This window comes from Rufibacter roseus, from assembly GCF_001647285.1.
GTDB classification, from domain to species: domain Bacteria; phylum Bacteroidota; class Bacteroidia; order Cytophagales; family Hymenobacteraceae; genus Nibribacter; species Nibribacter roseus.
This window is the reverse complement of record NZ_LRML01000015.1, coordinates 77973-103619: the sequence shown is the minus strand read 5'-3', so window position 1 is coordinate 103619 and position 25647 is coordinate 77973. Positions and strand designations below refer to the sequence as shown.

Annotated in this window: 23 protein-coding genes; 10 read left to right on the top strand and 13 right to left on the bottom strand. The window is 48.3% G+C overall.

The genetic code is table 11. From position 1 onward, the window contains the following. Positions 1 to 107 precede the first annotated feature (107 nt). From ilvA to A8O23_RS17990, 9 genes are all read right to left on the bottom strand, one after another. Complete coding sequence (gene ilvA / locus A8O23_RS18030) at positions 108 to 1379, bottom strand: threonine ammonia-lyase IlvA (RefSeq protein WP_066624417.1); 1272 nt, start codon at positions 1377 to 1379, stop codon at positions 108 to 110. A 149-nt stretch (positions 1380 to 1528) separates the two neighbouring features. After that, positions 1529 to 2572 carry a ketol-acid reductoisomerase gene (gene ilvC, locus A8O23_RS18025; protein ID WP_066624409.1) on the bottom strand — a complete coding sequence of 348 codons (1044 nt, stop codon included), beginning with the start codon at positions 2570 to 2572 and terminating at the stop codon, positions 1529 to 1531. Positions 2573 to 2769: 197 nt separating this feature from the next. Continuing rightward, complete coding sequence (ilvN, locus tag A8O23_RS18020) at positions 2770 to 3375, bottom strand: acetolactate synthase small subunit (protein ID WP_066624407.1); 606 nt, start codon at positions 3373 to 3375, stop codon at positions 2770 to 2772. Between the two features lie 21 nt (positions 3376 to 3396). Continuing rightward, positions 3397 to 5082 (bottom strand): biosynthetic-type acetolactate synthase large subunit, encoded by a 1686-nt coding sequence (gene ilvB / locus A8O23_RS18015; protein WP_204377718.1) that lies wholly within the window; start codon positions 5080 to 5082, stop codon positions 3397 to 3399. 10 nt (positions 5083 to 5092) lie between these two features. After that, positions 5093 to 6814, bottom strand: a complete 1722-nt coding sequence (gene ilvD, locus A8O23_RS18010; protein WP_066624396.1) for a dihydroxy-acid dehydratase — start codon at positions 6812 to 6814, stop codon at positions 5093 to 5095. A gap of 211 nt (positions 6815 to 7025) precedes the next feature. Beyond that, positions 7026 to 8144, bottom strand: a complete 1119-nt coding sequence (gene leuB / locus A8O23_RS18005) for a 3-isopropylmalate dehydrogenase (protein WP_066624390.1) — start codon at positions 8142 to 8144, stop codon at positions 7026 to 7028. Then, the gene (gene leuD / locus A8O23_RS18000; protein ID WP_066624387.1) at positions 8132 to 8728 is read right to left on the bottom strand and encodes a 3-isopropylmalate dehydratase small subunit; all 597 of its coding nucleotides are present in this window, start codon (positions 8726 to 8728) and stop codon (positions 8132 to 8134) included. Before leuD ends, leuB begins: the two co-directional genes overlap by 13 nt. Before the next feature lie 4 nt (positions 8729 to 8732). After that, positions 8733 to 10127 carry a 3-isopropylmalate dehydratase large subunit gene (leuC, locus tag A8O23_RS17995; RefSeq protein WP_066624379.1) on the bottom strand — a complete coding sequence of 465 codons (1395 nt, stop codon included), beginning with the start codon at positions 10125 to 10127 and terminating at the stop codon, positions 8733 to 8735. A 1-nt stretch (position 10128) separates the two neighbouring features. Further along, the gene (locus tag A8O23_RS17990; RefSeq protein WP_066624377.1) at positions 10129 to 11295 is read right to left on the bottom strand and encodes a 2-isopropylmalate synthase; all 1167 of its coding nucleotides are present in this window, start codon (positions 11293 to 11295) and stop codon (positions 10129 to 10131) included. A 146-nt stretch (positions 11296 to 11441) separates the two neighbouring features. Here A8O23_RS17990 and A8O23_RS17985 point away from each other — a divergent pair, with 146 nt between their 5' ends. From A8O23_RS17985 to A8O23_RS17945, 9 genes are all read left to right on the top strand, one after another. Then, positions 11442 to 12989: a hypothetical protein gene (locus A8O23_RS17985; RefSeq protein ID WP_066624371.1), complete on the top strand. Its 1548-nt coding sequence runs from the start codon at positions 11442 to 11444 to the stop codon at positions 12987 to 12989. Between the two features lie 280 nt (positions 12990 to 13269). Continuing rightward, the gene (locus tag A8O23_RS17980; protein ID WP_066624369.1) at positions 13270 to 14040 is read left to right on the top strand and encodes a hypothetical protein; all 771 of its coding nucleotides are present in this window, start codon (positions 13270 to 13272) and stop codon (positions 14038 to 14040) included. 38 nt (positions 14041 to 14078) lie between these two features. Continuing rightward, complete coding sequence (locus A8O23_RS17975; protein ID WP_066624365.1) at positions 14079 to 14990, top strand: DoxX-like family protein; 912 nt, start codon at positions 14079 to 14081, stop codon at positions 14988 to 14990. A gap of 74 nt (positions 14991 to 15064) precedes the next feature. Continuing rightward, positions 15065 to 15670: a DUF4166 domain-containing protein gene (locus A8O23_RS17970; protein WP_204377717.1), complete on the top strand. Its 606-nt coding sequence runs from the start codon at positions 15065 to 15067 to the stop codon at positions 15668 to 15670. A gap of 39 nt (positions 15671 to 15709) precedes the next feature. Then, a complete protein-coding gene (locus A8O23_RS17965; RefSeq protein ID WP_066624362.1) occupies positions 15710 to 16474 on the top strand; it encodes a fatty acid desaturase in 765 nt (254 codons plus the stop codon). Positions 16475 to 16652: 178 nt separating this feature from the next. Then, on the top strand, positions 16653 to 17639 hold the full coding sequence (locus A8O23_RS17960) for an ABC transporter ATP-binding protein (protein ID WP_066624359.1): 987 nt from the start codon (positions 16653 to 16655) through the stop codon (positions 17637 to 17639). A 70-nt stretch (positions 17640 to 17709) separates the two neighbouring features. Beyond that, positions 17710 to 18513 carry a hypothetical protein gene (locus A8O23_RS17955; protein ID WP_066624356.1) on the top strand — a complete coding sequence of 268 codons (804 nt, stop codon included), beginning with the start codon at positions 17710 to 17712 and terminating at the stop codon, positions 18511 to 18513. A gap of 48 nt (positions 18514 to 18561) precedes the next feature. After that, positions 18562 to 19011, top strand: a complete 450-nt coding sequence (locus A8O23_RS17950) for an SRPBCC family protein (RefSeq protein ID WP_066624346.1) — start codon at positions 18562 to 18564, stop codon at positions 19009 to 19011. Positions 19012 to 19223: 212 nt separating this feature from the next. Further along, on the top strand, positions 19224 to 19886 hold the full coding sequence (locus tag A8O23_RS17945) for a DUF1349 domain-containing protein (protein WP_066624344.1): 663 nt from the start codon (positions 19224 to 19226) through the stop codon (positions 19884 to 19886). A gap of 102 nt (positions 19887 to 19988) precedes the next feature. On the opposite strand, the gene A8O23_RS17940 is transcribed toward A8O23_RS17945, so the two are convergent. From A8O23_RS17940 to A8O23_RS17925, 4 genes are all read right to left on the bottom strand, one after another. Then, positions 19989 to 20540, bottom strand: coding sequence for a GAF domain-containing protein (locus tag A8O23_RS17940; RefSeq protein ID WP_066624342.1), 552 nt, complete (start codon positions 20538 to 20540; stop codon positions 19989 to 19991). Positions 20541 to 20774: 234 nt separating this feature from the next. Continuing rightward, the gene (locus A8O23_RS17935; protein ID WP_066624338.1) at positions 20775 to 21314 is read right to left on the bottom strand and encodes a YceI family protein; all 540 of its coding nucleotides are present in this window, start codon (positions 21312 to 21314) and stop codon (positions 20775 to 20777) included. 203 nt (positions 21315 to 21517) lie between these two features. Beyond that, positions 21518 to 23683: an FUSC family membrane protein gene (locus A8O23_RS17930; RefSeq protein WP_066624335.1), complete on the bottom strand. Its 2166-nt coding sequence runs from the start codon at positions 23681 to 23683 to the stop codon at positions 21518 to 21520. A 149-nt stretch (positions 23684 to 23832) separates the two neighbouring features. Further along, positions 23833 to 24432 (bottom strand): OmpA family protein, encoded by a 600-nt coding sequence (locus A8O23_RS17925; protein ID WP_161486764.1) that lies wholly within the window; start codon positions 24430 to 24432, stop codon positions 23833 to 23835. A gap of 192 nt (positions 24433 to 24624) precedes the next feature. On the opposite strand from A8O23_RS17925, the gene A8O23_RS17920 reads away from it, so the two are divergent. Further along, a complete protein-coding gene (locus A8O23_RS17920; protein ID WP_066624332.1) occupies positions 24625 to 25599 on the top strand; it encodes a YpdA family putative bacillithiol disulfide reductase in 975 nt (324 codons plus the stop codon). Positions 25600 to 25647: the final 48 nt, after the last annotated feature.

Genomic DNA, 25647 nt, shown 5'->3' with positions numbered 1-25647 from the left:
GTCTGGCTAAAAACTGTGATGCCCTACCACCTATTACAGCAGCAGGGCATTTACACAACACACAACACTAACTTAAACAAAAACTAAACAGGTACTCTAATTAACTTTTACACGAACATATTCAGGAAATCCTGCTTGCCGTTGAGGTATTCATAAGCGAAACCCTCTTCCAGCATGCGGAGCTTGATACCCTCTACATCCTGCGGGTGCTTCACCTCTACTCCAATGAAAACCGGCCCCTTTTCTTTGTTGTTCTTCTTGATGTACTGGAAATGGATGATGTCATCTTGGGGTTGCAGCACGCGGTTCACGAACGTGCGCAGCGCGCCGGGCTGTTGGTTAAACGTGACCATGAAGTAATGCTTCAGGCCCTGGTGCTGCAAAGCGCGCTCCTTGATATCCTCCATGCGGGTGATATCATTGTTGCTGCCGCTTACCACGCACACCACATTCTTGCCTTTGATTTCCTCGGCAAAAGACTTTAACGCCGAGATGGTCAACGTACCAGCTGGCTCCAAAACCACGCCCTCTTCGTTGTACATCTTCAGGATGTCTTCGCAGATCTGGCCCTCGGGCACCAGAATCACCTCGTCCAGCAACTCACGGCAAATCTCAAAGGTGAGCTCACCCGGGCATTTCACCGCCGCGCCGTCTACAAATGAATCAATCTTATCCAAGGCCTCGCGCTTGTCATTCTTGATGGATTGGTACATGGACGGAGCTCCCGCCGGTTGTACGCCAATGAGCTTTGTTTGGGGGCTCAATTGCTTGAACACGCTGGACACGCCAGAAGCCAATCCGCCGCCGCCAATGGGCATGAACAGGTAATCGATAGAGAAATCAGCGTCTTTGAAAATTTCCAGACCTACAGTGGCCTGGCCCTCAATAATAGCCAGGTCATCAAAGGGTGGAATAAAGGTGCTGCCTCTCTCGTCGCAGAATTCTTTGGCGGCTTTGAAAGTATCATCGTAGGTAGCACCTACCAGCACTACCTCTACCCATTCCTTACCGAAAAGGCGGACTTTGCTTACCTTTTGGGCCGGAGTTTGGGCGGGCATAAAGATATAGCCTTTCACCCCCAGCAGCTGGCAGGCATAAGCCACCCCCTGGGCGTGGTTGCCGGCGCTGGAGCAGACAATTTCCCGCTCGCGTTCCTCCTGGGTCAGCGTAGACATTTTGTTGTACGCTCCCCTAATTTTGTAGGAACGGACAACCTGCAGGTCTTCGCGCTTTAGGTGAATATCGGCGGCATAGGTCTGCGATAGCCACAGGTTCTTCATGAGAGGCGTCTTGTAAATGACTCCCTTCAGATTCTTGGCGGCTTTCTCTACATTCCCTAACGCGACCGAAGTCTCCAACGTGGTGGTATCTTTCTGCATAGTTTTTGACTTATTTTGTTTTAGGCCTGTTTTCTAGAAAACAGGCCTAAAACAAATTTCCACTATTGCCACTTGGGCAAGAGAGGCCCCGGCGGTGCGTAGAGCGCTTCCGGCCACTCTACGCACAACAAACCAGGATTTAATAATGCTTATCTACCAGAGCGCAGTTTACGAACCACGGCACCAGTTTGCCACAATTCAGACTCGCGAACTTCTTTCAATTCTTCCTCCAGTTCGGCACGGTACCCTGGGGTAGAACCACGCTGGATGGTACGCTCGGCCTCTTTACCAGAAGCTACGCTGTCATACAGTTCGTTCAACACCGGCAGAGTAGCCTCACGGAACTTTCCTTTCCAGTCAAGGGCACCACGCTGGGCAGTCACAGAGCAGTTGCTGAACATCCAGTCCATACCGTTCTCGCCTACCAGTGGCACCAAGCTCTGGGTTAATTCTTCCACCGTCTCGTTGAAGGCCTCAGACGGCGAGTGACCGCGCTGACGCAACACCTGGTACTGGGCCTCGATGATACCAGCCAGGGCACCCATCAACACACCTCGCTCACCGGTAAGGTCAGAGTACACTTCTTTTTTGAAATCGGTCTCGAACAGGTAACCTGAACCTACGCCAATACCCATGGCAATGGCTTTCTCATAGGCTTTACCGGTAGCATCCTGGAATACCGCGAAAGAAGAGTTCAAGCCGCTGCCTGCCAAGAACAGACGACGCAAGCTGGTACCGCTACCTTTAGGAGCTACCAGAATCACATCTACATCGGCTGGTGGAACAATGTTGGTTTGCTCTTTGAACGTGATGCCGAAGCCGTGTGAGAAATACAGGGTGTTTCCTGGCTTCAGTCTTTCTTTGATAGTTGGCCAAACCGCAATCTGACCGGCGTCTGACAGTAGGTTGCAGATGATGGTACCGCGCTCAACGGCTTCCTCGATAGAGAACAAAGTCTCGCCCTCTACAAAACCATCTTGCTTGGCTTTCTCCCAAGAGGCTGAATCTTTACGCTGGCCTACAATTACTTTAAAGCCATTGTCGCGCATGTTCAGCGCCTGGCCTGGGCCTTGCACGCCGTAGCCAATTACCGCAATTACTTCGTCTTTAAGGGTTTCCTGAGCTTTCGCCAAAGGATATTCATCGCGGGTTACAACGGTTTCTTCTACACCGCCGAAATTAATCTTTGCCATTTTACTGTAGCTAATAAAGGTTTAATTGTTTCTTTTCTAATCTTGTTTCTGGCCTGTTTTACAGAAAAGAGGCTGAAAACGTACTCTCACTTTGTTTCTGGTTTTATTAAGGCGCAAGCGTCCGCTTGTGTCCGCACGCATACCAGATTCAATTCTTGGACACAAGCGGACGCTTGCGCCATTTACTTTCACTAAAATTACATGCTGAACACCTTGTCGCGGCTGTTCAGGAACTCGTTCTCCACTACCTCATGACCAGGCTCCATGCGCTCAAACTCACGCAGTTTCCTATTGAATCCGTCGCTGTCTTTGATGATGGCCACGCGGGCGCTCCGCACGAACTCAATGAGTCCGTAAGGTTGCAGTACTTTTATCAGGTTGTCGGTTTCCTCGCGGTGCCCGGTGGTTTCGAAAACGGTATAATCAGACCGAATAGCCACTACTCTGGCGCCGTTTTCTCGGAGTAGGCGTTCCACTTTGGCTTTCTCAGCGATGACTTGGGTAGGCACTTTATAAAGCGCCATCTCCTGCCAAATCACGTCATCATTGGTGTTGAAGTATACTTTCAGCACTTCAATCTGCTTCTCAATCTGGCGGGCAATTTTGCTTACCACTTCCTGCGTCTCGTGCACCACTATGTTGAAGCGGTGAATACCCTCCACCTCACTCGGGGAGGTGTTCAGGCTCAGGATGTTCATCTTGCGGCGCGAGAAAATCATGGCGATGCGGTTCAGCAGACCAATCTGGTTCTCGGTATACACCGTGATGTTGTATTCTTGTTTTTCTATCGCTTGCTCACTCATGTTCGTCTCGGTTTAGCAAGGTTATTTCAATCTGATTTCGCTCACGCTGCAGCCCTGCGGCACCATCGGGAACACGTTGTTTTCTTTCGTCACCATCACCTCCAGTAGAAAAGAGCCAGGATTGGAGAGCATCTGCTCCAGCGCCGCCCGTAACTCCTCACGTTTGTTCACGCTGCGGCCCGGTATGCCGTAGCCTTTGGCCACCGTCACATAATCTGGACTAGTGATGTCTACAAACGAGTAGCGGCGCTCATGGAAAAGCTCTTGCCACTGGCGCACCATACCCAGGAACTGGTTGTTCAGGATAAGAATTTTCACGTCAATGCCGCTCTGCATGATGGTACCCAATTCCTGTATGGTCATCTGCACGCCACCGTCGCCAATCACGGCTACCACGGTCCTGTCCAGCGCCCCGAACTTAGCACCAATGGCAGCCGGTAAAGCGAAGCCCATGGTACCCAAACCGCCGCTGGTGATGTTGCTGCGCGTGTGGTTCAGTTTGGCGTAGCGGCAGGCAACCATCTGGTGCTGCCCCACGTCGGTGACTATGATGGCCTCACCGTTGGTGATTTCGTTCAGTTGCTGAATCACCTCGCCCATGGTCATTTCCTCTGTAGTAGGAAACAACTCCTCGCGGATGACAGCGTCAATTTCTTTCTGCTCAAATTCCCGGAATTTGGCCAGCCAATCAGTGTGCTTTTTGGTTTCCACCAGTTGGGTAAGCAGCGGCAAGGTTTCTTTGCAGTCGCCCCATACCGGCACGGTGGTCTTCACGTTCTTATCAATTTCGGCAGGGTCAATGTCCAGGTGAATGACCTGCGCCTGCTTGGCATATTTGTCTAAGCGGCCAGTAACGCGGTCATCGAAACGCATGCCAATGGCAATGAGCACATCGCACTCGTTCGTCATCACATTGGGGCCGTAGTTGCCGTGCATGCCCAGCATGCCCACGTTCTGCGGATGGTCGCTTGGCAACGCGCCCGCGCCCATAATGGTCCAGGCTGCCGGTATTCCGGTTTTCTCCAAGAAAGCTTTGAACTCCTGCTCTGCTGAACCCAACATCACGCCCTGTCCCCACAGTACAAAAGGCTTCTTGGCTTTGTTGATTAACTCAGCCGCCTGTTTTATGTACTCTTTCCGCACAATCGGCTTTGGCCGATAACTGCGGATGTGTTCGCAGGGGGTATATCCTTTGAACGCAAACTTCTGCAGCTGCGCGTTTTTGGTAATATCAATCAACACTGGCCCAGGACGGCCGCTGCGGGCAATATGGAACGCCTTAGCCAGCACTTCCGGAATCTCGGTGGCATCGGTAATCTGGTAGTTCCACTTGGTTACCGGTGTGGTAATGCCTATTACATCAGCCTCCTGAAAAGCATCGGTACCCAGCAGGTGCGCGAACACCTGGCCGGTGATGCATACCAGAGGCGTACTGTCTATCTGCGCATCGGCAAGGCCAGTCACTAGATTAGTCGCACCGGGGCCGCTGGTAGCGAACACCACGCCCACTTTTCCGGAGGAACGGGCGTAGCCTTGGCCAGCATGAATACCGCCTTGCTCGTGGCGCACCAGCACGTGTTTCAGGTCTCCCTCGAAATCATAGAGCGCGTCATAGATAGGCATGATGGCACCGCCGGGATACCCGAAGATGGTGTCAGTACCCTCTGCCACCAAGGCGTGCAGCAACGCTTGGCTGCCGCTAATCATGGTGTCTGTTTCAGGCAAGGCTGGGGCTTGTTTCTCTTGCATTAACATAGGTATCTTCTGCTAAATCGGTCACGCAGCCGTGGCTGGCATCACTCACTGTTCTAATGTATTTCAACAAAACTCCGCTCTGCACATTCGGCTTTGGCTTCTGCCATTGGCTTCTGCGCAAGGCCAATTCTGCTTCGTCTAGTTGCACGTCTATGGTGTTGGTAGTGGCATCCAGCACTATCCAGTCGCCGTTTTCTACCAAAGCAATCGTTCCTCCGTCATAGGCTTCTGGGCTCACGTGGCCAATCACAAAGCCGTGGGTACCGCCTGAGAAGCGGCCATCGGTAATCAAGGCTACTTTATCGCCCAGACCCGCTCCCATGATGGCGGAAGTTGGTTTCAGCATTTCCGGCATGCCCGGGCCTCCTTTTGGACCCACATAGCGGATGACGACTACTTGTCCCGGTAAAATTTTCCCGGCAGCAATGCCCTCGTTCAGTTCTTCTTCTGAGTTGAACACATTGGCGGGGCCTTCAAAACGCAAACCCTCTTTTCCGGAAATCTTGGCCACGGCTCCTTTAGAAGCCAGGTTACCGTACAAAATCTGGATGTGTCCGTCTGATTTGATTGGGTTTGAAAGCGGTCTTAACAAGTCCTGCTCGGCTCCCAAAGGCTTCACATTGGCCAAGTTTTCAGCAAGGGTTTTTCCGGTGACGGTCAATAAATCACCTTTCAGCAGACCGGCCTCTAACAAGGTCTTCTGCACCGCCGGTACACCGCCCAGGGCAGAAAGGTCTTCCATGAGGTACTTTCCGCTTGGCTTCAGGTCAGCGAGTACCGGCACACGGTTACTCACCTCCTGGAAATCTTCCATAGTCAAGTGCACCCCTGCAGCATGCGCGATGGCAATCAGGTGCAGCACGGCATTGGTAGAGCCGCCTAGTACTGTAATCATCACCAAGGCATTCTCAAACGCATCACGGGTTAAGATGTCTCTTGGCTTAATGTCTTTTTCCAACAGGTTCAGAATGTAGGCACCAGTATCTAACGCTTCCTGGTTTTTCTCTGCGCTTACCGCTGTAGAAGAAGAAGAGAAAGGCAAACTCATGCCTAAGGTCTCAATAGCGGCAGCCATGGTGTTGGCCGTGTACATACCGCCACAAGCACCTGGACCCGGACAAGCATTCCGGATGATGCCTCTGTAATCTTCTTCTGATATAGCACCATTCAACTTTTGACCATAAGCCTCAAAGCAGGATACAATATTCAGCTTCTGCCCTTTGTACTCGCCTCCTTTGATAGTACCGCCGTACACCATGAGCGACGGACGGTTCAAGCGGGCCATGGCGATTAATGCACCCGGCATGTTCTTATCACAACCTACCACAGTGGCCACTGCATCATAATAGTGCGCACCAGCCATGGCTTCAATGGAATCAGCAATTATCTCGCGGCTCACCAAAGAAAAGCGCATACCGGGGTTGCCGTTGGTGATACCATCGCTCACGCCAATGGTATTGAACCGAAGCCCCACCATGCCGTTTGCTTGCACGCCCATTTTCACGGCGTCGGCTAAGCCGTTCAGGTGCATGTTGCAGGTATTTCCCTCAAACCCCGTGGAGCAGATGCCCACAAACGGTTTGCGCAGGTCTTCTTCTTTCACACCTGAGCCAATCAGCATGGCCTGAGAGGCCGGCAAGCTGTCGTCTTTGGTGTAAATGCCGCTGTATTTATTTAAAGCCATTGTATGTAAAGCTGTAAAGTCTTGGTTGTTGTAAAAAAAGAGCCTTTCTACCGGGTGGTCAGAAAGGCTCCAAAAGGTTGTATGGGACCATTCCTACCCACCTTGCGGCAGAGGACTAATGACAATAAGGTAAATGACCGACCGCTGTCGCATCTTTAATATTTTCTCGTTTTCGGCCTATTTTCTAGAAAACAGGCTGAAAACAGAATGTTTAAATAATAGTACTCAGTCCTAGTTCTAAATTTTTCAAGTGCCGAAAGCACTCACCGCCCTCCTGCACGTAATCAGCAATGAAGCAGCCCACTTGCTCGGTGGTGAACGGTTTTTCCTTGTTCAATTCCGGTGTCAGCACGTTTCTCTTCAGGGCATAATCCACGGCTTCTTTCACCAGGTTCGCTTCATCGTACAACTCAAAATGCTCCAGCATCATACCAACAGATAGTATGGTAGCAATTGGATTAGCAATGCCTTTGCCCTTGGCCTGCGGGTAAGAACCATGTATAGGCTCAAACAAAGCAGCGGTCTCTCCTACTGAGGCTGATGGTAACAAGCCCAAAGAACCAGCAATCACGGAGGCCTCATCTGAGATGATGTCACCGAACATGTTCTCGGTCAGAATCACGTCAAACTGCTTCGGATTCAAAATCATCTGCATGGCAGCGTTGTCCACGAACAGGTAATCCACCTCAACGGATGGGTACTCCGGTGCAATCTGCTGCACCACTTCACGCCACAGACGGCTAGACTCCAGCACGTTGGCTTTGTCTACCAGCGTCAGCTTGTTACGGCGCGTGGTAGCGGCTTTAAAAGCCAGATGCGAGATGCGGACAATCTCCTCTTTTGAATAGAAGCAGTTGTCAAAAGCTCCGTCGGCGGTGCGGCCTTTTTCTCCGAAGTAGATACCTCCGGTCAGCTCACGGTAAATCACCATGTCTACACCCGCAATGCGGTCAGCTTTCAGAGGAGAATGCTCAATCAGCACATCATAAGCCGTTACCGGACGAATGTTGGCGAACAACCCTAAAGACTTTCTCAGGCGCAACAGACCTTGCTCCGGACGTACTTTGGCGGCAGGGTTGTTATCATATTTAGGGTCACCAATGGCACCCAACAGAATAGCATCAGCTTCAAAGCAAGCTTGCAGGGTTGACTCTGGCAACGGGTCGCCGGTGGCGTCAATAGCGCAGGCACCCATGAGTTGAACATCTAGCTCAAATTGATGTCCGAAACGCTCAGACACCGCCTCTAGCACTTTCAGGGCCTCGGTACATACTTCGGGCCCGATTCCGTCGCCGGGTAAAACGGCAATTCTTTTGGTTAATACGCCCATGGTCTGTTGCTTTCGTATTGTTCTATTGCTTCTTTCTGATTCACTAAAAAATCAATGTCGTCATAGCCATTGATCATGCACTCTTTTTTGTAGGCGTCAATTTCAAAGGAAAACTTCTCCTCCCACACCGGCACCTCCAACTCCTGGTTCACCAGGTTCACCACCAACGTAGTCTGCGGGTCTTGCTCAATTTGGTTCAGCAACCTTTCCAGCACCTCATCGCTCACCTGCAACGGCAGCAAGCCATTGTTCAGGGCATTGCCTTTGAAGATATCGGCGAAGAAGCTGGAGATTACCACTTTAAAGCCGGCATCATGAATGGCCCAGGCGGCATGCTCGCGGCTAGAGCCACACCCGAAGTTTTTGCCTGCCACCAGAATTCTTCCGCTGTAGCGGCCAGTGTTCATGACAAAATCTGCCTTTGGCTGACCGGTGTTATCAAAGCGCCAGTCACGGAATAAATTCTCGCCGAACCCCTCACGCGAAGTGGCCTTTAAAAAGCGGGCCGGTATAATCTGGTCGGTATCTATGTTCTCAATCGGCAACGGAACCGCTGTTGACCGAAGTACTTCAAACTTTTCCATCTGATTAATTCAGGTATTGGGTAATGTCCACAATCTTTCCCTCCACGGCCGTAATGGCAGCTACCAACGGACTGGCCAACAAGGTGCGGGAACCTGGTCCCTGACGGCCCTCAAAATTGCGGTTAGAAGTTGACACGCAGTAAGCACCAGCCGGAATCTTGTCTTCGTTCATGGCCAGACAGGCACTGCAGCCCGGCTCCCGAAGCTCAAACCCAGCCTCGGCTAATACTTTGTCAATGCCCTCTTCAATAGCTTGTTTCTCTACTTGCTTTGAGCCCGGCACAATGATGGCCTCTACGTGCGCAGCCTTTTTCTTGCCCTGCACATATTTGGCTACCTGACGCAAATCTTCTATGCGGGAGTTGGTGCAAGACCCAATGAACACGTACTGAATCTCCTTGCCCAGCAGCGACTCGCCCGGCGCAAAGCCCATGTAGCTGAGCGATTTGCTGTAGCTGGCCTGCTCGCTGGCCGGAACATCAGTAGGGATAACCGCGTTAAGCGCCATGCCCATGCCAGGGTTGGTACCAAACGTTATCATTGGTGCTATGTCTGCCGCGTCAAAGAACAGCTCTTTATCAAAGGTGGCTCCCTCTTCGGTGTACAGGGTTGACCAATACGCCACAGCCTGCTCCCACTTCTCTCCTTTTGGCGCAAACTCGCGGCCGTTCAGGTAATCAAAGGTGGTTTGGTCTGGGGCAATCATGCCGCCACGGGCACCCATCTCAATGCTCATGTTACACACGGTCATGCGGCCCTCCATGCTCAGGGCACGGAACGCGCTGCCAGCGTACTCTACAAAGTATCCAGTAGCTCCGCCGGTGCCCAGCTTTGAAATCACGTACAGGATGATGTCTTTGGCCGTTACGCCCGGTTTCACACCGCCATCTACGGTGATGCGCATGCTCTTTGGCTTGCTCAGCAGCAAGCACTGAGAAGCCATAACCTGCGCTACCTGGCTCGTACCAATTCCAAACGCAATAGCCCCGAAAGCACCATGCGTAGAGGTGTGACTGTCGCCGCACACAATGGTCATGCCCGGTTGTGTGATACCCAGCTCCGGCCCCATTACGTGCACGATGCCTTGGTTCTGGTGACCAAGACCGTACAATTCTATGTTATGCTTGGCGCAGTTTTCGGTCAGTTTGTCTACCTGAAAACGAGACAGTGGCTCCTCAATGGGCAGGTGCTGGTTTTTGGTAGGCACGTTATGGTCAGCCGTGGCTACTATTTGCTCTTTGCGGAACAGCGGTAATCCACGGGCCTCTATCTCATCAAAAGCCTGCGGGCTGGTTACTTCATGTATTAAGTGGCGGTCGATGTAAAATACATCTAAGCCACCGGGGATGGACTTCACAACGTGTGCGTCCCAAATTTTATCTAATAATGTCTTTGCCATACTAATTCGCAGAAACTAAATTATCCTGCTCTACCAACTGGTGTAAATCTGCGTCTACTACTTCTTTTTTTTTATCGGCTACTGCCAGAAATCCGGCGTAAGCCTTGTCTAATGTTTCTTTATCAAACGCATACCCTATTTTCTGCAAACGGTACGCCAAAGCGGCACGTCCGGAACGGGCAGTTAACACAATAGAAGAATCCTCGGCGCCTACTTCTTTCGGGTCAATGATTTCATAGGTCTCGCGGTGCTTTATCACGCCGTCTTGGTGAATTCCGCTGCTGTGTGAGAAAGCATTGGCGCCCACAATGGCCTTGTTCGGCTGTACCTGCATGCGCATCATGTGCGATACCAGATGAGAGGTCTCCGTCAAAAGGCGGGTGTTTACGCTGGTATCCAAATTCAGGTAAGGGTGCTGACGAAGAATCATGACGACTTCCTCCAAGGCCGTGTTGCCGGCGCGCTCCCCTACTCCGTTGATAGTACACTCTATCTGGCGGGCACCGTTAATAGCACCAGCAATAGAGTTGGCGGTGGCTAAACCCAGATCATTATGGCAGTGCGTAGAAAGGGTTACATTCTGTACTCCGCGCACATTTTCGTACAGGTACTTAATTTTAGCTCCGTATTCTTCAGGCAGGCAGTAACCAGTCGTATCTGGAATATTCAAAACAGTGGCACCAGCCTTTACTACGGCCTCGCACACCATGGCCAGGAACTCATTGTCGGTACGGCCCGCGTCTTCGGCGTAGAATTCCACGTCTTCCACGTAACTTTTTGCTAACTTTACCGCCGCAACGGCGCGCTCTACCACATCAGCCTGAGTAGTGCGCAGCTTGAATTTTACGTGTGATTCTGAGGTACCAATGCCGGTGTGGATTCTAGGGTAACGCGCTGGTTTTAACGCCTCTGCAGCTATTCTAATATCATTTTCCACCGCGCGGGTCAGTCCGCATACGGTGGCCTCTTTGGTTTGGGCAGCAATAGCACGCACCGCTTCAAAGTCGCCGGGGCTGGAAACAGGGAAGCCAGCCTCAATTACGTTTACACCCAGAAGCTCCAGTTGCCGCGCTATTACCAACTTCTCATCCATGTTCAATTTGCACCCGGGTACCTGTTCCCCGTCGCGCAGCGTGGTATCAAATATTTGTATCTTCTGAGCTGACATCGTTTCTTTGGATTCTTGTTCATTACAAAAGAGCAAGGTCTTTTGCTGAATCAAAAAACTTTTTCAAGCACTCTCACTATTTCTAACCACCCAACTAAAAAAGGTATCAATATGAAAATCAATATTTTACCTGCTTAATTCTTACAATGCCTAACCAAAATATTGACCCACTATTTCAATTGATAAAATCCCTGACGCCCTCAGAGAAACGGCACTTTAGGCTGTTTTCCAACAAAAGCGGCTCTACTGATGACCTAAAGTTTCTGCAGTTGTTTGATGCCCTGGAGCAGCAGGACACCTTGAATGAGGAGAAGATTCTGAAACAGGTGCCTAGCATTAAAAAGGCGCAGCTGGCTAACCTTAAGAACAACCTATACAAGCACCTGCTGTCTAGCCTAAGGGCCTACCACGCCACGCACAACCTGGACATTCAGCTGCACGAGCAGCTGGATTACGCCCGGGTGCTATATAATAAAGGGTTTTACCAGCAGAGCCTGAAAATGCTGGATAAAGTAAAAGTGTCGGCGCTGGAGTATGAGTTACCTCATATCGCCCTTACGGCCATAGATTTTGAGAAGCTGATTGAGAGCCAATATATTACCCGCAGCCTAAGTGGCCGGGCCGAGGATCTGACCCAGCAGGCCACGGAGGTGTCAAATCAAATTGCCCAGATGCACCAGTTCTCCAATGTGGCGTTACGGCTGTACGGGCTGTACCTAAAAGTAGGACTGGCCCGCAATCAGGAGGATTACGATTACATCACTGCTTTCTTCAATGAGAACCTGCCCCCGTTTGAGCAAAAGGGGGCCAGCTTTTACGAGAAACTGTACTACTACCAGGCCAACGTGTGGTACTACCTCATGATTCAGGATTTCAAGGCCTGCTACCGCTATGCGCAGAAGTGGGTAGACCTGTTTGACGAGTACCCGCACATGAAAGAGCGGCGCCCTATGCTGTACATCAAGGGCATGCACAACCTGCTCAACTCGCTGTACAACCTGCTGTACTACTCTAAATTCATGCAGGTACTGCAGAAACTGGAGGAGTTTGAGAAAGACCCCAAGCGCCGTTCTAACGCCAATGTAGACACGCTGCTGTTCCTGTACATCTACACAAACAAAATCAACGCCTACTTTTTATCAGGCAATTTCACCGAGGGGCTGGCGGTTATTCCGGGGGTACTGAAGAACCTGGAGGGCTTTCAGGCGCAACTGGATCCGCACCGCATGCTGGTGTTCTACTACAAAATTGCCAGCCTTTATTTTGGGAGCGGCGATTTCAAGAAAGCCATTGAATACCTGAATAAGGTTATCCATCACCGCAACACCAGCCTGCGCGAAGACCTGCAATGCTTTGCCCGCATTCTGAACCTGATTGCCCACTACGAAGCCGGCTACGACGACGACACGCTGGACTACCAGATAAGAACCGTCTACCATTTCCTGGGCAAGATGGATAACCAGCAGCAGATGCAGGTAGAGATCTTCAAGTTCCTGCGCAGGGCAGGCACTATAGCTCCCAATAAAGTTCGTGATGCTTTTGTGGAGCTGAAGGATAAACTAATTGCCATCTCAGAGAATCCGTTTGAACGCCGCCCTTTCCTATACCTTGATATTATCTCGTGGCTGGAAAGTAAGATAGAAAATATACCGGTGCAGGAGATCATGCGGCGGAAAGCTGGCCGGTTGAAATAGTTCTGTTTTCAGGCTGTTTTTTCAAAACCGAATCTAAAACAGGATAAATGCGCCTATACAAATTCTATTCTTACACTGATTCTCCTTTCTTTCATTTTCCACCTCCTCTTCTGATTAAGCTATACCCATAACATTAGCTCTTCTAGCAGCTAAACTATGTCCAAAAGTTTAGAAGCCGTACTTCACTTTCACACTTTTCTCTTCGTTAATTGACATATATTTAGTTTATTGTAAAAAGACTTTTTTAAATAACATCATATAAAAGAAATCATATCTAAATATGCGCCTGCCCAAATCTATCTTTCTCTTAGTCAGTCTATTATTCATAGCTAATAATGTAGTACAAGCTCAGCTCAAGTCGAAGACTCTGGTCATTAAAAAGAAAGATCTTTTTGTGGTGGGCCCAACCAATTCGCTTATCTTGGATACCCTTATTATGGAAGATAAATCAACCCTTAGGTTTTGGCCGCATGGGAAGGGTATATTGATTGTGAAGCATGCCTTCATTGGTAAGAATTGTCTGATTAGCTCAAAAGGAAGCACCCGTTTTCACGGGGAAGACGGTGGCCCGCTTTCCCTTACCATTGAATTTAAAGAGTTGGAAAGCCTGACCATTGACGCCAGTGGTGGAGATGGTAAAAACGGCACCCACGGTACCAACGGCTCTGATGGTGTTCCTGACCGAGAGGAGCGTTATTATGTAATTGAGAATAATGTACGGGTATTGAAAACCAGATTTATCCCCGGCAGGCCGGCCACCAGCGGTACTCCAGGCACCATGGGCGGCGTCGGTGGAAGCGGTGGTGATGTGTCCTTAACTTATAGTACCACAGACTTCATTATCAACTTCAACAACACTAAAGGAAATCATGTGGTCGTTATAAAAAATTCCGCCGGAAGACTGGGCGTTCCCGGCCGGAATGGCACCTCGGGTACCGCCTACGGCAGGGGCATGGTTGACAATATAGGCTCCGGTAACCCAAACGCCAAAGCAGGAAAAATTACAGATGGCAAAATTACTCTGAACAATATGGCTGAAACCACCTTATGATTTTGCTATCTTAATTGTATAAACCAATTAGCCCTTACTTGAAAACAGACCCCATTTACGTTGAATCACAGATACAGACTTCTTTAGAACAGCTTTGGGAGTACACTCAAAACCCTCAACTGCACCAGGAATGGGATCTAAGGTTCAACACCATTGAGTATTTGCCAAAAGAGACAGCAGACGCTCCACAGCACTTCCTGTACCAGACACAGATTGGGTTTGGCTTGAAAATATCTGGCCAAGGCAAGAGTACTGGTACGCACAGCAAGGAAACCGGGGAAAGCACATCGGCGCTTAAGTTTTGGTCAGACGAGAAAATTTCTCTAATCAAGGTGGGCTCCGGTTACTGGAAATATATTCCTACCGATCATGGCGTGACGTTTCTTACCTGGTATGACTACCAAACCCGCCACGGAATTGTAGGGAAATTGATAGATAAGCTGTTCTTCCGGCCGCTCATTGGCTGGGCCACCGCCTGGAGCTTCGATGCCCTTAAGAAATGGCTGGAGCAAGGGCAACACCCACGCATTAGCAAAATCCTCGGCTTACTTCTGATTATAGCCAATCTGCTCATTGCCTTTACCTGGCTTTACCATGGCATTGTACCCAAGCTGCTGCACATGGAAACCGGTGAACTGGACATGCTCACTGCTTCAGGCATGTTCACAGGGTACGAAGTAGAAGGTGTTTATGCAGCTGGTATAGCTGAAATTATCTTTGGGTTAGGCTTTCTGCTCTTCGGCCGTTGGCGGCTTCTGCACTACCTGAACATAACCGCGTTATTGGGATTAGGAGTGATTGCTTTCTTTGCCCAACCTGCTATATACTTGGCTCCCTTCAATCCGGCTACTACCAGTGCTGGCGCGGTGGGCTTATCTATCATTGTGCTCAAAATTCTCCCATTGGTACCATCCGCCAATAATTGCAAAAGAAAACCTGACCAACCATGAGCGCCTCTATCTATCAACTGTACTTAGGCAGTGATTTCGAGAAAATGCACCCCATGCTGTAGAAGCGTTTTAGTATGTCAAGCCAGAATAGACAGGCCATGGTAGGTACCGGAAAAATGGAGAGAATCTATAATGCCGGACTGCACACCCTTCCCTTTCTATACGTGGGCACTTTTCTCAACATCATGTTTCCGGAAACTGGGAAAGACGTTCCGTTCACTATTGAAAATTACGCTTACCAAGACAGGGCAGGCCGTGAAACCGTCACCTGGATTCGCAAATTCCAATTCCCAACAAAGCTTAGGCGCTTTGACGCCACCATGATCTATAGCCAGCAGGAAGGACGAATAATAGATTACCTGGGTAACTGGCAACACCTGGCGGTTGATATTGACATGAAGGTTAACCCCAACGGCAGCCTCACCATTTTCTCAGGTAACCAAAGGTTTTACGAGGGACCTTTAGCCTTCAAATTTCCGGAGCTGTTTTCTGGCAACGCCGAAGTAAATGAAGCATATGATGCACAGGAGGATTTGTTTAGAATCAGCGTTCAGGTACGTAACAAGTATTTTGGTACACTCTTCGGGTACACGGGCTATTTTAAGGCTGAATTCAAAAATTTAGCTCCCTCAGAAATACCAGACTATGCCAAACCCATAAGAGAGGAAATGCGCGAATAATTTCTAACTTTACTCAAGCACAACCTCTTACCAGCTAGTATGTGGACTACAAAGAAAACAAAGGGACAATACGAGCTAACACGGGTACAGCAAGTAATTGAAATAGCACGGCCTTGGGTCTTACTGGCGCTGTACCTGGTTTTGGCATTGAACCAGATCTGGTGGCTGGCGATACCGGTTGCTTTTGGCACCTGCCTGGCTGCCTTTGTACAGCTGCATGACTCTATTCACCAATCTTTGGGGCTTACTAAGAAAAGCCATAGCCTACTGGTCACCCTTAGTGCCTTGCTTCTTCTTAAAAGTGGCCACGCTTTAAAAGTGACGCACCTGCGCCACCACGGCCAATGCCTTTCTGACGATGACCCGGAAGGAGAGCCAGCCAAATGGACGTTGAAAGAAATTTTTCTGAACGGGCCATACCACATCTTCATGCTCCGGTTTGCCTCTTTACGTATTGCGCCTGCTACCAAAAACAAACAACTATTTGAGACAGGCATCACCCTTCTGCTCCTGATAAGCTTTGTGGTGCTTTTTCTCCTGACAGGTTCAGTGGTGGGGCTGGTGTATTGGGGAGTGGCGTTTGTGTTGAGCGCTCTCATGCCGCTCTGGGCCTCATACATTCCACACAAAATGGCCAGCCGAAATCCAGCTCGTTTGGCTGGGGTGAAAGCCGCTCAATTCTGGACACCTATTATCTCCTCCTTCGCGTTTCATCACCTGCACCATACCTACCCCAAAGTGCCCACTGCCCTGCTCCCTAAAGCTGCCAACGAATTGCCTGAACCCGAAGAACACGACCATTAAACATTTCTTCGTAAAAGTTCATACATTTTTGAAACAAGCCGGTTTTAGAAATACATTTTCGGTCTGTTTTTCTAAAAGAAGGCTCAAAACAGCTGTGCCAATACTGATAATGTAGAATAGGGATTGCCAAGTCTTAGCTACCTTTGTTCAATTCATTGAACAACTTCCACTTTTCTACATGCATTTTTTAGAAGTAGCCGGTATCAGTAAAAAAGAACAGAAAGGTGATATCTTACAGAACATCAGTTTTCAGCAAGAGCAGTTTCAGAAAATAGCCATAGCCGGCGAAACAGGTTCAGGTAAGAGTACTCTGCTCAAAATTATTGCCGGCCTCCTTCAACCAGATGCTGGAAAAGTTTTTTTAGAAGGAGACAGAGTCTTTGGACCTGCCGAGCAGTTAGTGGCTGGTCACCCAGAAATAGCGTACCTGTCGCAGCATTTTGAATTGCCGGAGTTTCTGCGGGTAGAACAGGCGCTGCGGTATGCCAACACCCTCACCGCCCAAGAGGCGGAGCATTTGTATGAAATTTGTCAAATAAGCCACTTGCTGCAGCGCCGGACAGATGAACTTTCAGGCGGTGAAAAACAACGTATTGCCCTTACCCGCTTACTCACCACTTCCCCTAGACTTTTACTGCTAGACGAGCCCTTCTCCAACTTAGACACGGCACATAAAAATGAACTAAAGACTGTAATTCAGGACTTGGGCGAACAGTTAGACATTACCTGTCTTTTGATCTCGCATGACCCACTGGATACCCTCTCTTGGGCAGATGAGATTCTGGTAATGCGAGACGGTAACATACAGCAACAAGGCACGCCGGAACAGATTTACCAGTCGCCTATCAATGAGTATGTAGCCAGTTTGTTCGGCAAATTCAATTTGTTCCCCCCTTCCCTGGCCACCCAGCTTAAAGAAAGCCTCAAGGAAAATTCAGCAGGGAAAAGTTTGTTTGTAAGGCCTGAAAACCTAAAGGTGACAGAGCACAATACATCTGGTGTTTCGGCGGTAGTGCATCAAATAACCTACTACGGCAGCTATCATGAACTTAATCTTTCGGTTAAAGACCAGCTATATACCGCAAGAGTTACTGGTCAGGTAAAATTCAGTTCAGGAAATAGGGTTACCCTATGGGTTGAAGAAGATTTTGTTTGGTATATTTAACATATCTTCAGCTGCATTCTTTGGCATAAGGGTCATTGAACAGGCTGTTTTAGTTAACCTTTGCATGTTAATGCCACGCTTTAAATTCAGCACTTCATACCGTGTAGCCTCCATTTTCTGCCTCCTGCTATTTGTGTTAGTTTCTGTCACCGCTTTGGGGCAACAGCAAACCAGAACGCTAATCATCAAAAAGAAAGAAGTATATGAGGTAGGTCCTAGCAACTCGCTAATTTTAGATACCCTGTTTATGGAAGACAAGGCTGTGCTTAAGTTTTCATCAAAAGGGCAGGGTATATTGATTGTGAAAACGGCAATCATTGGTGATAAATGTTTGATAAGCTCACGCGGCGGCTCCCGCTTTCATGGTGAAGAAGGCGGAAACCTTTCTATTACCATTCATTTTAATTCTCTGGAAAGCTTAACCATAGATGCCCGTGGCGGAGATGGCCGCAAAGGGAAAGACGGCATCAAAGATATTCCGGCAACCCCAGATAAAATTGAAAAGATTACCACCACTGACCACAACGGAAAACCCATGGTTATTGTAAACCGGGTTCCAGGATTACCAGCCATAGACGGAACTCCTCCCGGAAAAGGAGGCATTGGAGGCAGCGGCGGTGATATTGCCTTTACCTATGGTGCAGAAGGATTTATTATCAACTTTAACAATTCCAAAAGCAAAAACTCAGTAACCCTACTTAATTCTGCCGGAAGCAAAGGAGCTGATGGCCGGTACGCCCATGTAAAACAAAGGCGAGAACAACTTAAAAGTTCTGAACCAGAGCCTGAACCAGACGAAGACGCTATGCCCAAAACCACAGAACCCACCAACGGGAATATAATTTTGAATCAGCTACAACAAGCCTTCAAATGAAACAATAAAAGTGTAGTTTAAATTAAGCTATCATTATCCTTAAAATTCATGAAACAGGCACCTATCATAATTGAACGCACCATTCAAGCACCTGCCGGAGAAGTATGGGCAGCAATTTCTGACAGAGACAAGATGAAGGAATGGTATTTTAACCTAAGGGAGTTTAAGCCAGAAGTGGGCTTTGAATTTGAATTTGAGGGAGGGCCAGATGACCGAATTTACGTGCACCTGTGCCAGGTTACCGAGGCGGTACCCGGCGAAAAGCTGGCCTACAGCTGGCGCTACCAAGGGTACGAAGGAATCTCCTTTGTCACGTTTGAGCTCTTTGCAGAGGGCAAAGCTCATACCAAAATACGTCTTACCCATACCGGGCTGGATACATTCCCAAAGAGCAACCCAGACTTGGCCAAACAGAATTTTGTTGCTGGCTGGAATGATATAATTGGGAATTTGCTACCAAACTTTTTAGAGAAAGCACCCGTGACTGAAATCAGTTAGCGCAATCTATCTGGCACCTGAACCAGAAGTCATATTTGCCGTCAACAAGGCCTTCTTTAATAACACAAAGCAATAAGGCAACAGAATAGAAACAGTCACCTTCTATTTTTAACCTGTTTTTCAGAAATCAGCGCCTAAACACAAATTCCCACCGGAAGAAAGCTTTTTTGGATGGTTCATGAGATGAAAATAATTATCAGCACTTTTGCTTCATGAAGACGCCTTTCCTGCTCTGCCTCGTGTTGTGGCTTTCTTTCTCGTCTTGCTTATTGGCTCAGAAATCTGCCAACACAACGGCGGTTGGTTTTACCGTGGAGGCTATTCCGTATCCGTGCCAGCTTAACAATGGGCCAGCTCTTGCCAAGATTGTTTCCCCCACCTCTTTTACTCTGCTTGCCCCGGGTGAAACAGATTTACATAACCCCGCCAGCGGCGCATTCAGGAAAAGTAACGCGCCTATGATTCTGTTTCCACTTCAGAAGGACTTTGACTTAAGCGTTCGTGTGAGCCCAAGCCACCAAAACCTCTATGATGGCGGTGGCCTCCTACTCTGGACTGACAGCGGCAATTGGGCAAAGGTACTCTTGCAGAACACTGGCGAGCAGTCTGTGTTAGGGTTGTCGGTGGTAAGAGATTTTGTAACCGATGACAGTTACTTCCAAGTGGGCAATAAACGAGAGGTTTACCTGCGTATGACTAGAAAAGGTAACATATTCGTGTTTTACTACTCCCCAGACAAAAAGGTCTGGACTGTGCTACGGCAGTTTGTTTACCACCGGCCAGAGCAAATGCAAGCAGGCTTTTATGCACAGTCGCCTAAAGGTCCTAACTGCCTTGCTACGTTTTCTCAAATCAGCTTCTCAGAAACAAAATAAGCAGTTGGTTTTGCTTTATATTTTGAAAAATAGCTCCAAAACACAAATACCAAACTTATTCTAATCCAGCTGCTGAACAGAATCCATTCATGAGAAGGTGTTTTATTTTTGCGAACTCACCTTAAACTTCCAAAGCTCCAGTTCATCCATCACTAGCTTTGCCAGGTATTGAAGCGTTAACTGGTTGTCTTCTGAAAATTCTCTGGGTACACGGTCAATGACACAGACTGAACCTAAATTGTAACCGTCAATGGTTTTTAAGGGTGCGGCAGCATAGAATCTGAAACCCAATTCACCGGCAACCAAGGGGTTCGCCAACAGGCAAGGCTCCTCAAGGGTATCTGAGAACACAGTGGGCTCTTCGCTCATGATGGCCAGTGAGCATAGACTTATGTCTCGTTCTACTTCTTTTAAACCATCAAGTCCCACTCCTGCTTTAAACCACACCCGCTCTCGGTCTACAAAAGAAACCAGGGCAATTGGCATATTGAACAGGTGTGTTGCCAATGAAACTACATGTCGGAAAGTACCCTCGGTTTCGGCAGAGGCCTCCCCTTCTACCCCACTGTCCAGAATTTGGTACTCGTAAAGCTTTTTAAGCCTGTTTGGCTCATTCTCGGGTAATATATTAGTATTTAAAGCGTATGGTCGCATTCGTAAATTAGCAGTTCTCCTTCACAATCATTTGCTCCTACACAAGCTTATGGGTTTACGAACTGGTTTCAATTCAGTTGAACATATCTGAAAAAGCTCAGAACAATCCAGTCTTTAGATTGTTGAGCACTGTTTACAGACGTTTCAGGTGTGTTTAATCCTAAACAAGCCTAAAACAGAACCGGCTGCCTGTGTTACACAGGCAGCCGGTTCTGTTTTAGGGCGGCTATCTTACTACCCTTGTTTCACTAGCTGAATCTCGGCGTGTAGCTTAATTTCATCGCTTACTACCACACTACCGGCTTCGGTTACGGCACTCCAGGTAAGTCCGAATTCTTTGCGGTTGATTTTACCTTCAACCGTGAACCCGGCTTTCGTTTGGCCATATGGGTCTACCACAATTCCTCCAAATTCAACATTTACGGTTACGGGCTTGGTAGTACCTCTAATAGTTAAATCACCGTGAAGCTTAGCGCTATCATCTCCGGTTTTCTCATAGCGGTTGCCCACGAAACGGATTTCACCGTGGTTTTCGGCATCAAAGAAATCGGCAGACTTTAGGTGCGTATCGCGCTGCTCGTTGTTGGTGTCAATAGAGTCAACGTTGGCAGTGAAAATAATGCTGGAAGCAGAAGTGAAATCATCTTCTTTCTCAGTTTCTACCTCTACGTTGAAGGTTTTAAAGTAACCTGTTACGGTGGTAATCATGAGGTGCTTTACTTTGAACTGTACCTCGCTGTGGGTAGGGTCTACTAACCATCTTACATTTGCCATAGTTTATATTTGGTTTAAAGTTTAAGACTGATCAAAAGATTAGATACGGAGTGTATACTTGTTGGTTCAAAACACACGCCAACATTTAATGTACCTACATAGATATAGACTTTAGAGAACATCTCCAAATCATTTTCTGTTTTTAGGCTGTTTTTCTGAAAACGTACCAGAAACAGAAAGATTTTATGCCAAAAAATAGGCTATTACTTTGGCCTTTTATCTCCAATGGCAACGCAAGTTTTAAAGATATCAGTGCTGACTTTCTGAATGAACGCCAATTGCTCTTCCAGAAGTTGGGACTCTGCATTTAGTGATGTATCTGCTGACTCTACCTTTGCGGTTTCATTTTTATTATGGGTAAGTTGGTTAATGGCAGAGGCACCAATGACGTCGGTGGCTTCTGCCAACGCTTTCAAAGCTTGTTTGATTAGAGTTTGAAATCTGGGAGAATATTTCCTCACCTCCTGCCTTAACTGGGTAGAGATGATAGTGGCGATGAAGGAAGTCAGTATATGGTTCAGCACTACGAAATGATACACTTCCTGGCTGTTAAGTTGTTTCTTTCTGGGCTCGGCAGTCATTCGCTGAAAAGCGGCCGACAGGTTAGCTGCACTTACATATACCTCTTTCCGGGCGAGTTTATATTGCACTTCTTTCACTTCATCACCTGCCAATACCTGCGCCAATACTTGTAGATATTTCTCGTTTGCCCGAAGTACCCCTAACAGAAACTTGTCCACCTGACCTGATTCCCAGGTAGGAAAAACAAAGTATGTGGCGGCAAATGCAATGGCACTGCCCACCAACGTGTCAATTACCCGCTCCTGCACTATGCTTAATCCGCCACCGCCTAAAAAACTGAACACAATCAACACAAAGGGGGTGAGCAGCACTACGCTTAATGCGTAATTTGTTCTTTGCAAGCTGTAAAAGCCTGTCATGAACACGAGCATGAACAAGAACTGGGCAGTCTCGTTTGGCACAAGGTACAACACAAGCAAACCAATAGCCCCGCCAATGACAGTGCCCACTATCCGTTCATAGTTCCGTTGCTTGGTCAGGCTGAAGGCCGGTTTCAAAATAACGATTACGGTAAGCAACACCCAATAACTGTGGTGCCCGTAGGGGAATAGTTTGGTCAACACGTACGCAAAAAACGTCACCAACGCCACCCTCACCGAAAAGCGGAAAACCGAAGAAGAAAAGGTTAGGTTACTGAGGAATAATCTGGGGTCAATGATCTGGCGGGAAACAAACAAACTAAACTCCAGCTTTTCGGTCTTGCGCTGTAACTCCTCTGTTGCGTTAGAACCAAAATAAGACCTGATGTCTTTCAATCGCTGGGCGATTAACCTGATGTTGTGGTACACCTTTTTCAGGGGCAGAATGCTGGCTTCACCCTTTACTCCCTCTAGCTCGTCCAGGTGTTGCTTTAGTTTCTCCAGCGGAACCAAAATTTCTACCAAGTTCTTGTGCCTGTGATTCGCCTGTATAGCAAAGCTTATGTTGTCTAACCCTTCAGCCAACAACTCAATCAAATTGGCAATTTCCTCCAGCACTCCCGTCCCTCCAAATTTTTCACGAAGGGCGGCATAGTCATAATGAATGGCCGTTATCTGCTCGTATAGATCTACCAGGTCCACAAAGGTCATGACCAACTTTCTGCCAGTATTGGTAGACTCTTTCACTACCACCCTTGTTTTAAACAGCAACTCGCGGAGGGCATCTTGTTTCTCGCTTACCAAAACCTGCTGTGCAATCAACTTCCTATACCCAGTATTGAAATCTGTATGGGCACGGTAGAAAGAGGCTTTCAGGCGCAGAAAGACGGCTACTTCTTTCATGCACTCGCCCAAGGCCTGCTGCGCAGCGCGGTAAGGCAATATCTGGTACACGAGCAAACTCAGCAGCATATACCACACGCCACCAGCCATTACAAGCCCGCTGGCCCTAAGTATCTGCCAGGGCTCCAGTTCGCGGTCCAGGGTCAGAATCATGATCAGCAAAGCCCCTAAACCAATAAATGAAGCCCGCATGCCGTACACCAGCAGCATTGAAAATAAAAAGCTAAAAACCAGAATTTCCAGGCCAAGGACCCATGGGTTCATACGCGCGAAACCGGTCACCAGCGCCACCGCAGAACATAAGGCAACACTGGCTAGCATGCCGTTGCGCTTGTGCAGTACCGGCCCCGGTGAATCTGCTAAGCTGGCGCAAACTGCTCCCAGAGACAATGTCACCCCCATTTGCAGCTCCCCCAACATGCTCAAGAGCAAAGCAGGCAATAGCACCCCTACGGTGACCCTTATTCCGTCAGAGAAATTCTGGCTGTAGAAAAAGAATTGAAGCTCCCTGAGTTGTTTGTTCATTTAGTTCTGGCAAAGGGTGGGTGGTGCTAATAAACGGATTATAGTAATTTACTGAAGGATTTGTTTTGAGTTTTTTCCTCATAAAGCAGCCCCAAAGCAAAAACGCCAGATTTCTCCGGCGTTTTTATTTATTGACAGGGTTTAGGTTGTTATGAAGATTGCGGCATTCTAACTACCACTATCTCTACCCGGCGGTTTTGCTGTCGGCCCTCTGCCGTTGCATTCGTTTCTACCGGATTCTGTTCTCCTTTTGATATGACCCTGATTCTGTTTGAGTCAAAGCCACCGTTAGAAGTCAACCAGTCTTCCACCGCTTTCGCCCTCTCTCTACCCAAGTCTCGGTTGTAGGCTTTGCTGGCTAAAGAATCAGTGAATCCCATTACTCTGATCTTACCCAGTCCGTTGGTGGTGTTTTTAATATTTTCAGCAATCTTCTGAAGCTTTTCTACGCCAGCATCTCTTAGCTGAGCTTTATCAAGATCAAAAAGAATATCTTCATTGGCTTGATATATCGTGACAGTGTCGTTTCCCCGAACGGTAACATCAGCACCAGCCAACTCCGGCTCCTCTCTGATTGGCCCTTCAAAATCAACGTTCTCCCACACACGATCATCATCAAACCAGACTGCGGTATCTACCGTTGCCATCTCCGATACAGAATCTGCATTCTCAATTCTTTGGCCTGTGTCGCTGCAACTGAACAAGAAAACAGGAAATAGAAAAGCAGTAAGTATTTGTAAATTTTTCATAGTAAACATAGTAAGGTTTATATATTTAATACGCGGTTAATAGGGATAGGTTTATCTTCCCCTATCGTGGTTCCCTTTCATCATCCTTTACATGCAGGGTTTGCATTGGCAGGTATACTGTTGCCTTAAGCCGCAAATGTTATTTGAATGAAGCATACACCCTCACTCAACCCCTTTCCGTAGATTTGCAGCATGCATACCTTCCCAGAATTAGATATAGTGGTCATTGGAGCTGGCCCCATCGGCTTAACCTGTGGCATTGAAGCGCAAAAGGCCGGCCTCACTTATGTGATCATTGACAAAGGAGCCTTAGTGAACTCGCTGTACAATTACCCAGTCACTATGACGTTCTTCTCCACCTCCGAAAAGCTGGAGATTGGCGGGGTGCCGTTTATTTCTGACAACCCAAAGCCACGCCGCAACGAGGCGCTGGAGTATTACCGCCGCGTTACACTCAAATTCAGCTTAAATGTGCGTCTGTTTGAGGAGGTGCTGCAGGTGCAGAAAACAGGTGAACGGTTTCAGGTGCAGACGTCCAAAGGCACTTATTCAGCAAGAAAAGTTATCATCTCCACCGGATTTTATGATTTACCTGCCCTCATGAACATTCCGGGGGAGGAACTGCCACACGTAACGCATTATTACAAAGACCCGCATTACTACGCCCTGCAGAAAGTAGTGGTGGTGGGGGCCAGCAATTCCAGCGTAGATGCCGCGCTGGAAACCTACCGCAAAGGTGCCGAGGTAACCATGGTGGTGCGCGGCCCTGAGATTGGGCGGCGGGTGAAATACTGGGTGAAGCCAGACATAGAAAACCGCATCAAAGAAGGAAGCATCAACGCTCACTTTAACTCCACTATCACCGAAATCAGAAAAGGCGAGATAGACATTCAGACCCCCAATGGCAAAATAACCATAGCCAATGATTTCGTGTTGGCGCTCACTGGCTATAAACCCAACTTTGACCTGCTCCGGAAATTTGGCGTGCAGTTGTCAGAAGTCGAGAAATTATACCCCCAGCACAACCCCGAGACGATGGAAACAAACCAGCCCGGTCTGTACCTGGCAGGTGTAGTCTGCGGAGGCATGGACACTCACCTTTGGTTTATCGAGAATTCCCGCGACCATGCCGAGAAAATTGTGCAGCACATTCTGGAGCAACGTTAAATTAAGAATTAGAAATGTGGCAAATCCTATTCTTGTTTCTGTTGGCTA

Excerpts from the sequence above, each read along its gene's own strand:
- A8O23_RS17960 (WP_066624359.1), top strand. The coding sequence starts at position 16,653 with ATGCATTTTTTAGAAGTAGCCGGTATCAGTAAAAAAGAACAGAAAGGT.
- A8O23_RS17920 (WP_066624332.1), top strand. The coding sequence starts at position 24,625 with ATGCATACCTTCCCAGAATTAGATATAGTGGTCATTGGAGCTGGCCCC.
- A8O23_RS17950 (WP_066624346.1), top strand. The coding sequence starts at position 18,562 with ATGAAACAGGCACCTATCATAATTGAACGCACCATTCAAGCACCTGCC.
- A8O23_RS17990 (WP_066624377.1), bottom strand. The coding sequence starts at position 11,295 with ATGTCAGCTCAGAAGATACAAATATTTGATACCACGCTGCGCGACGGG.
- A8O23_RS17955 (WP_066624356.1), top strand. The coding sequence starts at position 17,710 with ATGCCACGCTTTAAATTCAGCACTTCATACCGTGTAGCCTCCATTTTC.
- leuB (WP_066624390.1), bottom strand. The coding sequence starts at position 8,144 with ATGGGCGTATTAACCAAAAGAATTGCCGTTTTACCCGGCGACGGAATC.
- ilvC (WP_066624409.1), bottom strand. The coding sequence starts at position 2,572 with ATGGCAAAGATTAATTTCGGCGGTGTAGAAGAAACCGTTGTAACCCGC.
- ilvB (WP_204377718.1), bottom strand. The coding sequence starts at position 5,082 with ATGATTAGCGGCAGCCAAGCGTTGCTGCACGCCTTGGTGGCAGAGGGT.
- A8O23_RS17970 (WP_204377717.1), top strand. The coding sequence starts at position 15,065 with ATGTCAAGCCAGAATAGACAGGCCATGGTAGGTACCGGAAAAATGGAG.
- leuD (WP_066624387.1), bottom strand. The coding sequence starts at position 8,728 with ATGGAAAAGTTTGAAGTACTTCGGTCAACAGCGGTTCCGTTGCCGATT.
- A8O23_RS17985 (WP_066624371.1), top strand. The coding sequence starts at position 11,442 with ATGCCTAACCAAAATATTGACCCACTATTTCAATTGATAAAATCCCTG.
- ilvD (WP_066624396.1), bottom strand. The coding sequence starts at position 6,814 with ATGGCTTTAAATAAATACAGCGGCATTTACACCAAAGACGACAGCTTG.
- A8O23_RS17930 (WP_066624335.1), bottom strand. The coding sequence starts at position 23,683 with ATGAACAAACAACTCAGGGAGCTTCAATTCTTTTTCTACAGCCAGAAT.
- A8O23_RS17965 (WP_066624362.1), top strand. The coding sequence starts at position 15,710 with ATGTGGACTACAAAGAAAACAAAGGGACAATACGAGCTAACACGGGTA.
- A8O23_RS17945 (WP_066624344.1), top strand. The coding sequence starts at position 19,224 with ATGAAGACGCCTTTCCTGCTCTGCCTCGTGTTGTGGCTTTCTTTCTCG.
- ilvA (WP_066624417.1), bottom strand. The coding sequence starts at position 1,379 with ATGCAGAAAGATACCACCACGTTGGAGACTTCGGTCGCGTTAGGGAAT.
- ilvN (WP_066624407.1), bottom strand. The coding sequence starts at position 3,375 with ATGAGTGAGCAAGCGATAGAAAAACAAGAATACAACATCACGGTGTAT.
- A8O23_RS17980 (WP_066624369.1), top strand. The coding sequence starts at position 13,270 with ATGCGCCTGCCCAAATCTATCTTTCTCTTAGTCAGTCTATTATTCATA.
- A8O23_RS17940 (WP_066624342.1), bottom strand. The coding sequence starts at position 20,540 with ATGCGACCATACGCTTTAAATACTAATATATTACCCGAGAATGAGCCA.
- leuC (WP_066624379.1), bottom strand. The coding sequence starts at position 10,127 with ATGGCAAAGACATTATTAGATAAAATTTGGGACGCACACGTTGTGAAG.
- A8O23_RS17925 (WP_161486764.1), bottom strand. The coding sequence starts at position 24,432 with ATGAAAAATTTACAAATACTTACTGCTTTTCTATTTCCTGTTTTCTTG.
- A8O23_RS17935 (WP_066624338.1), bottom strand. The coding sequence starts at position 21,314 with ATGGCAAATGTAAGATGGTTAGTAGACCCTACCCACAGCGAGGTACAG.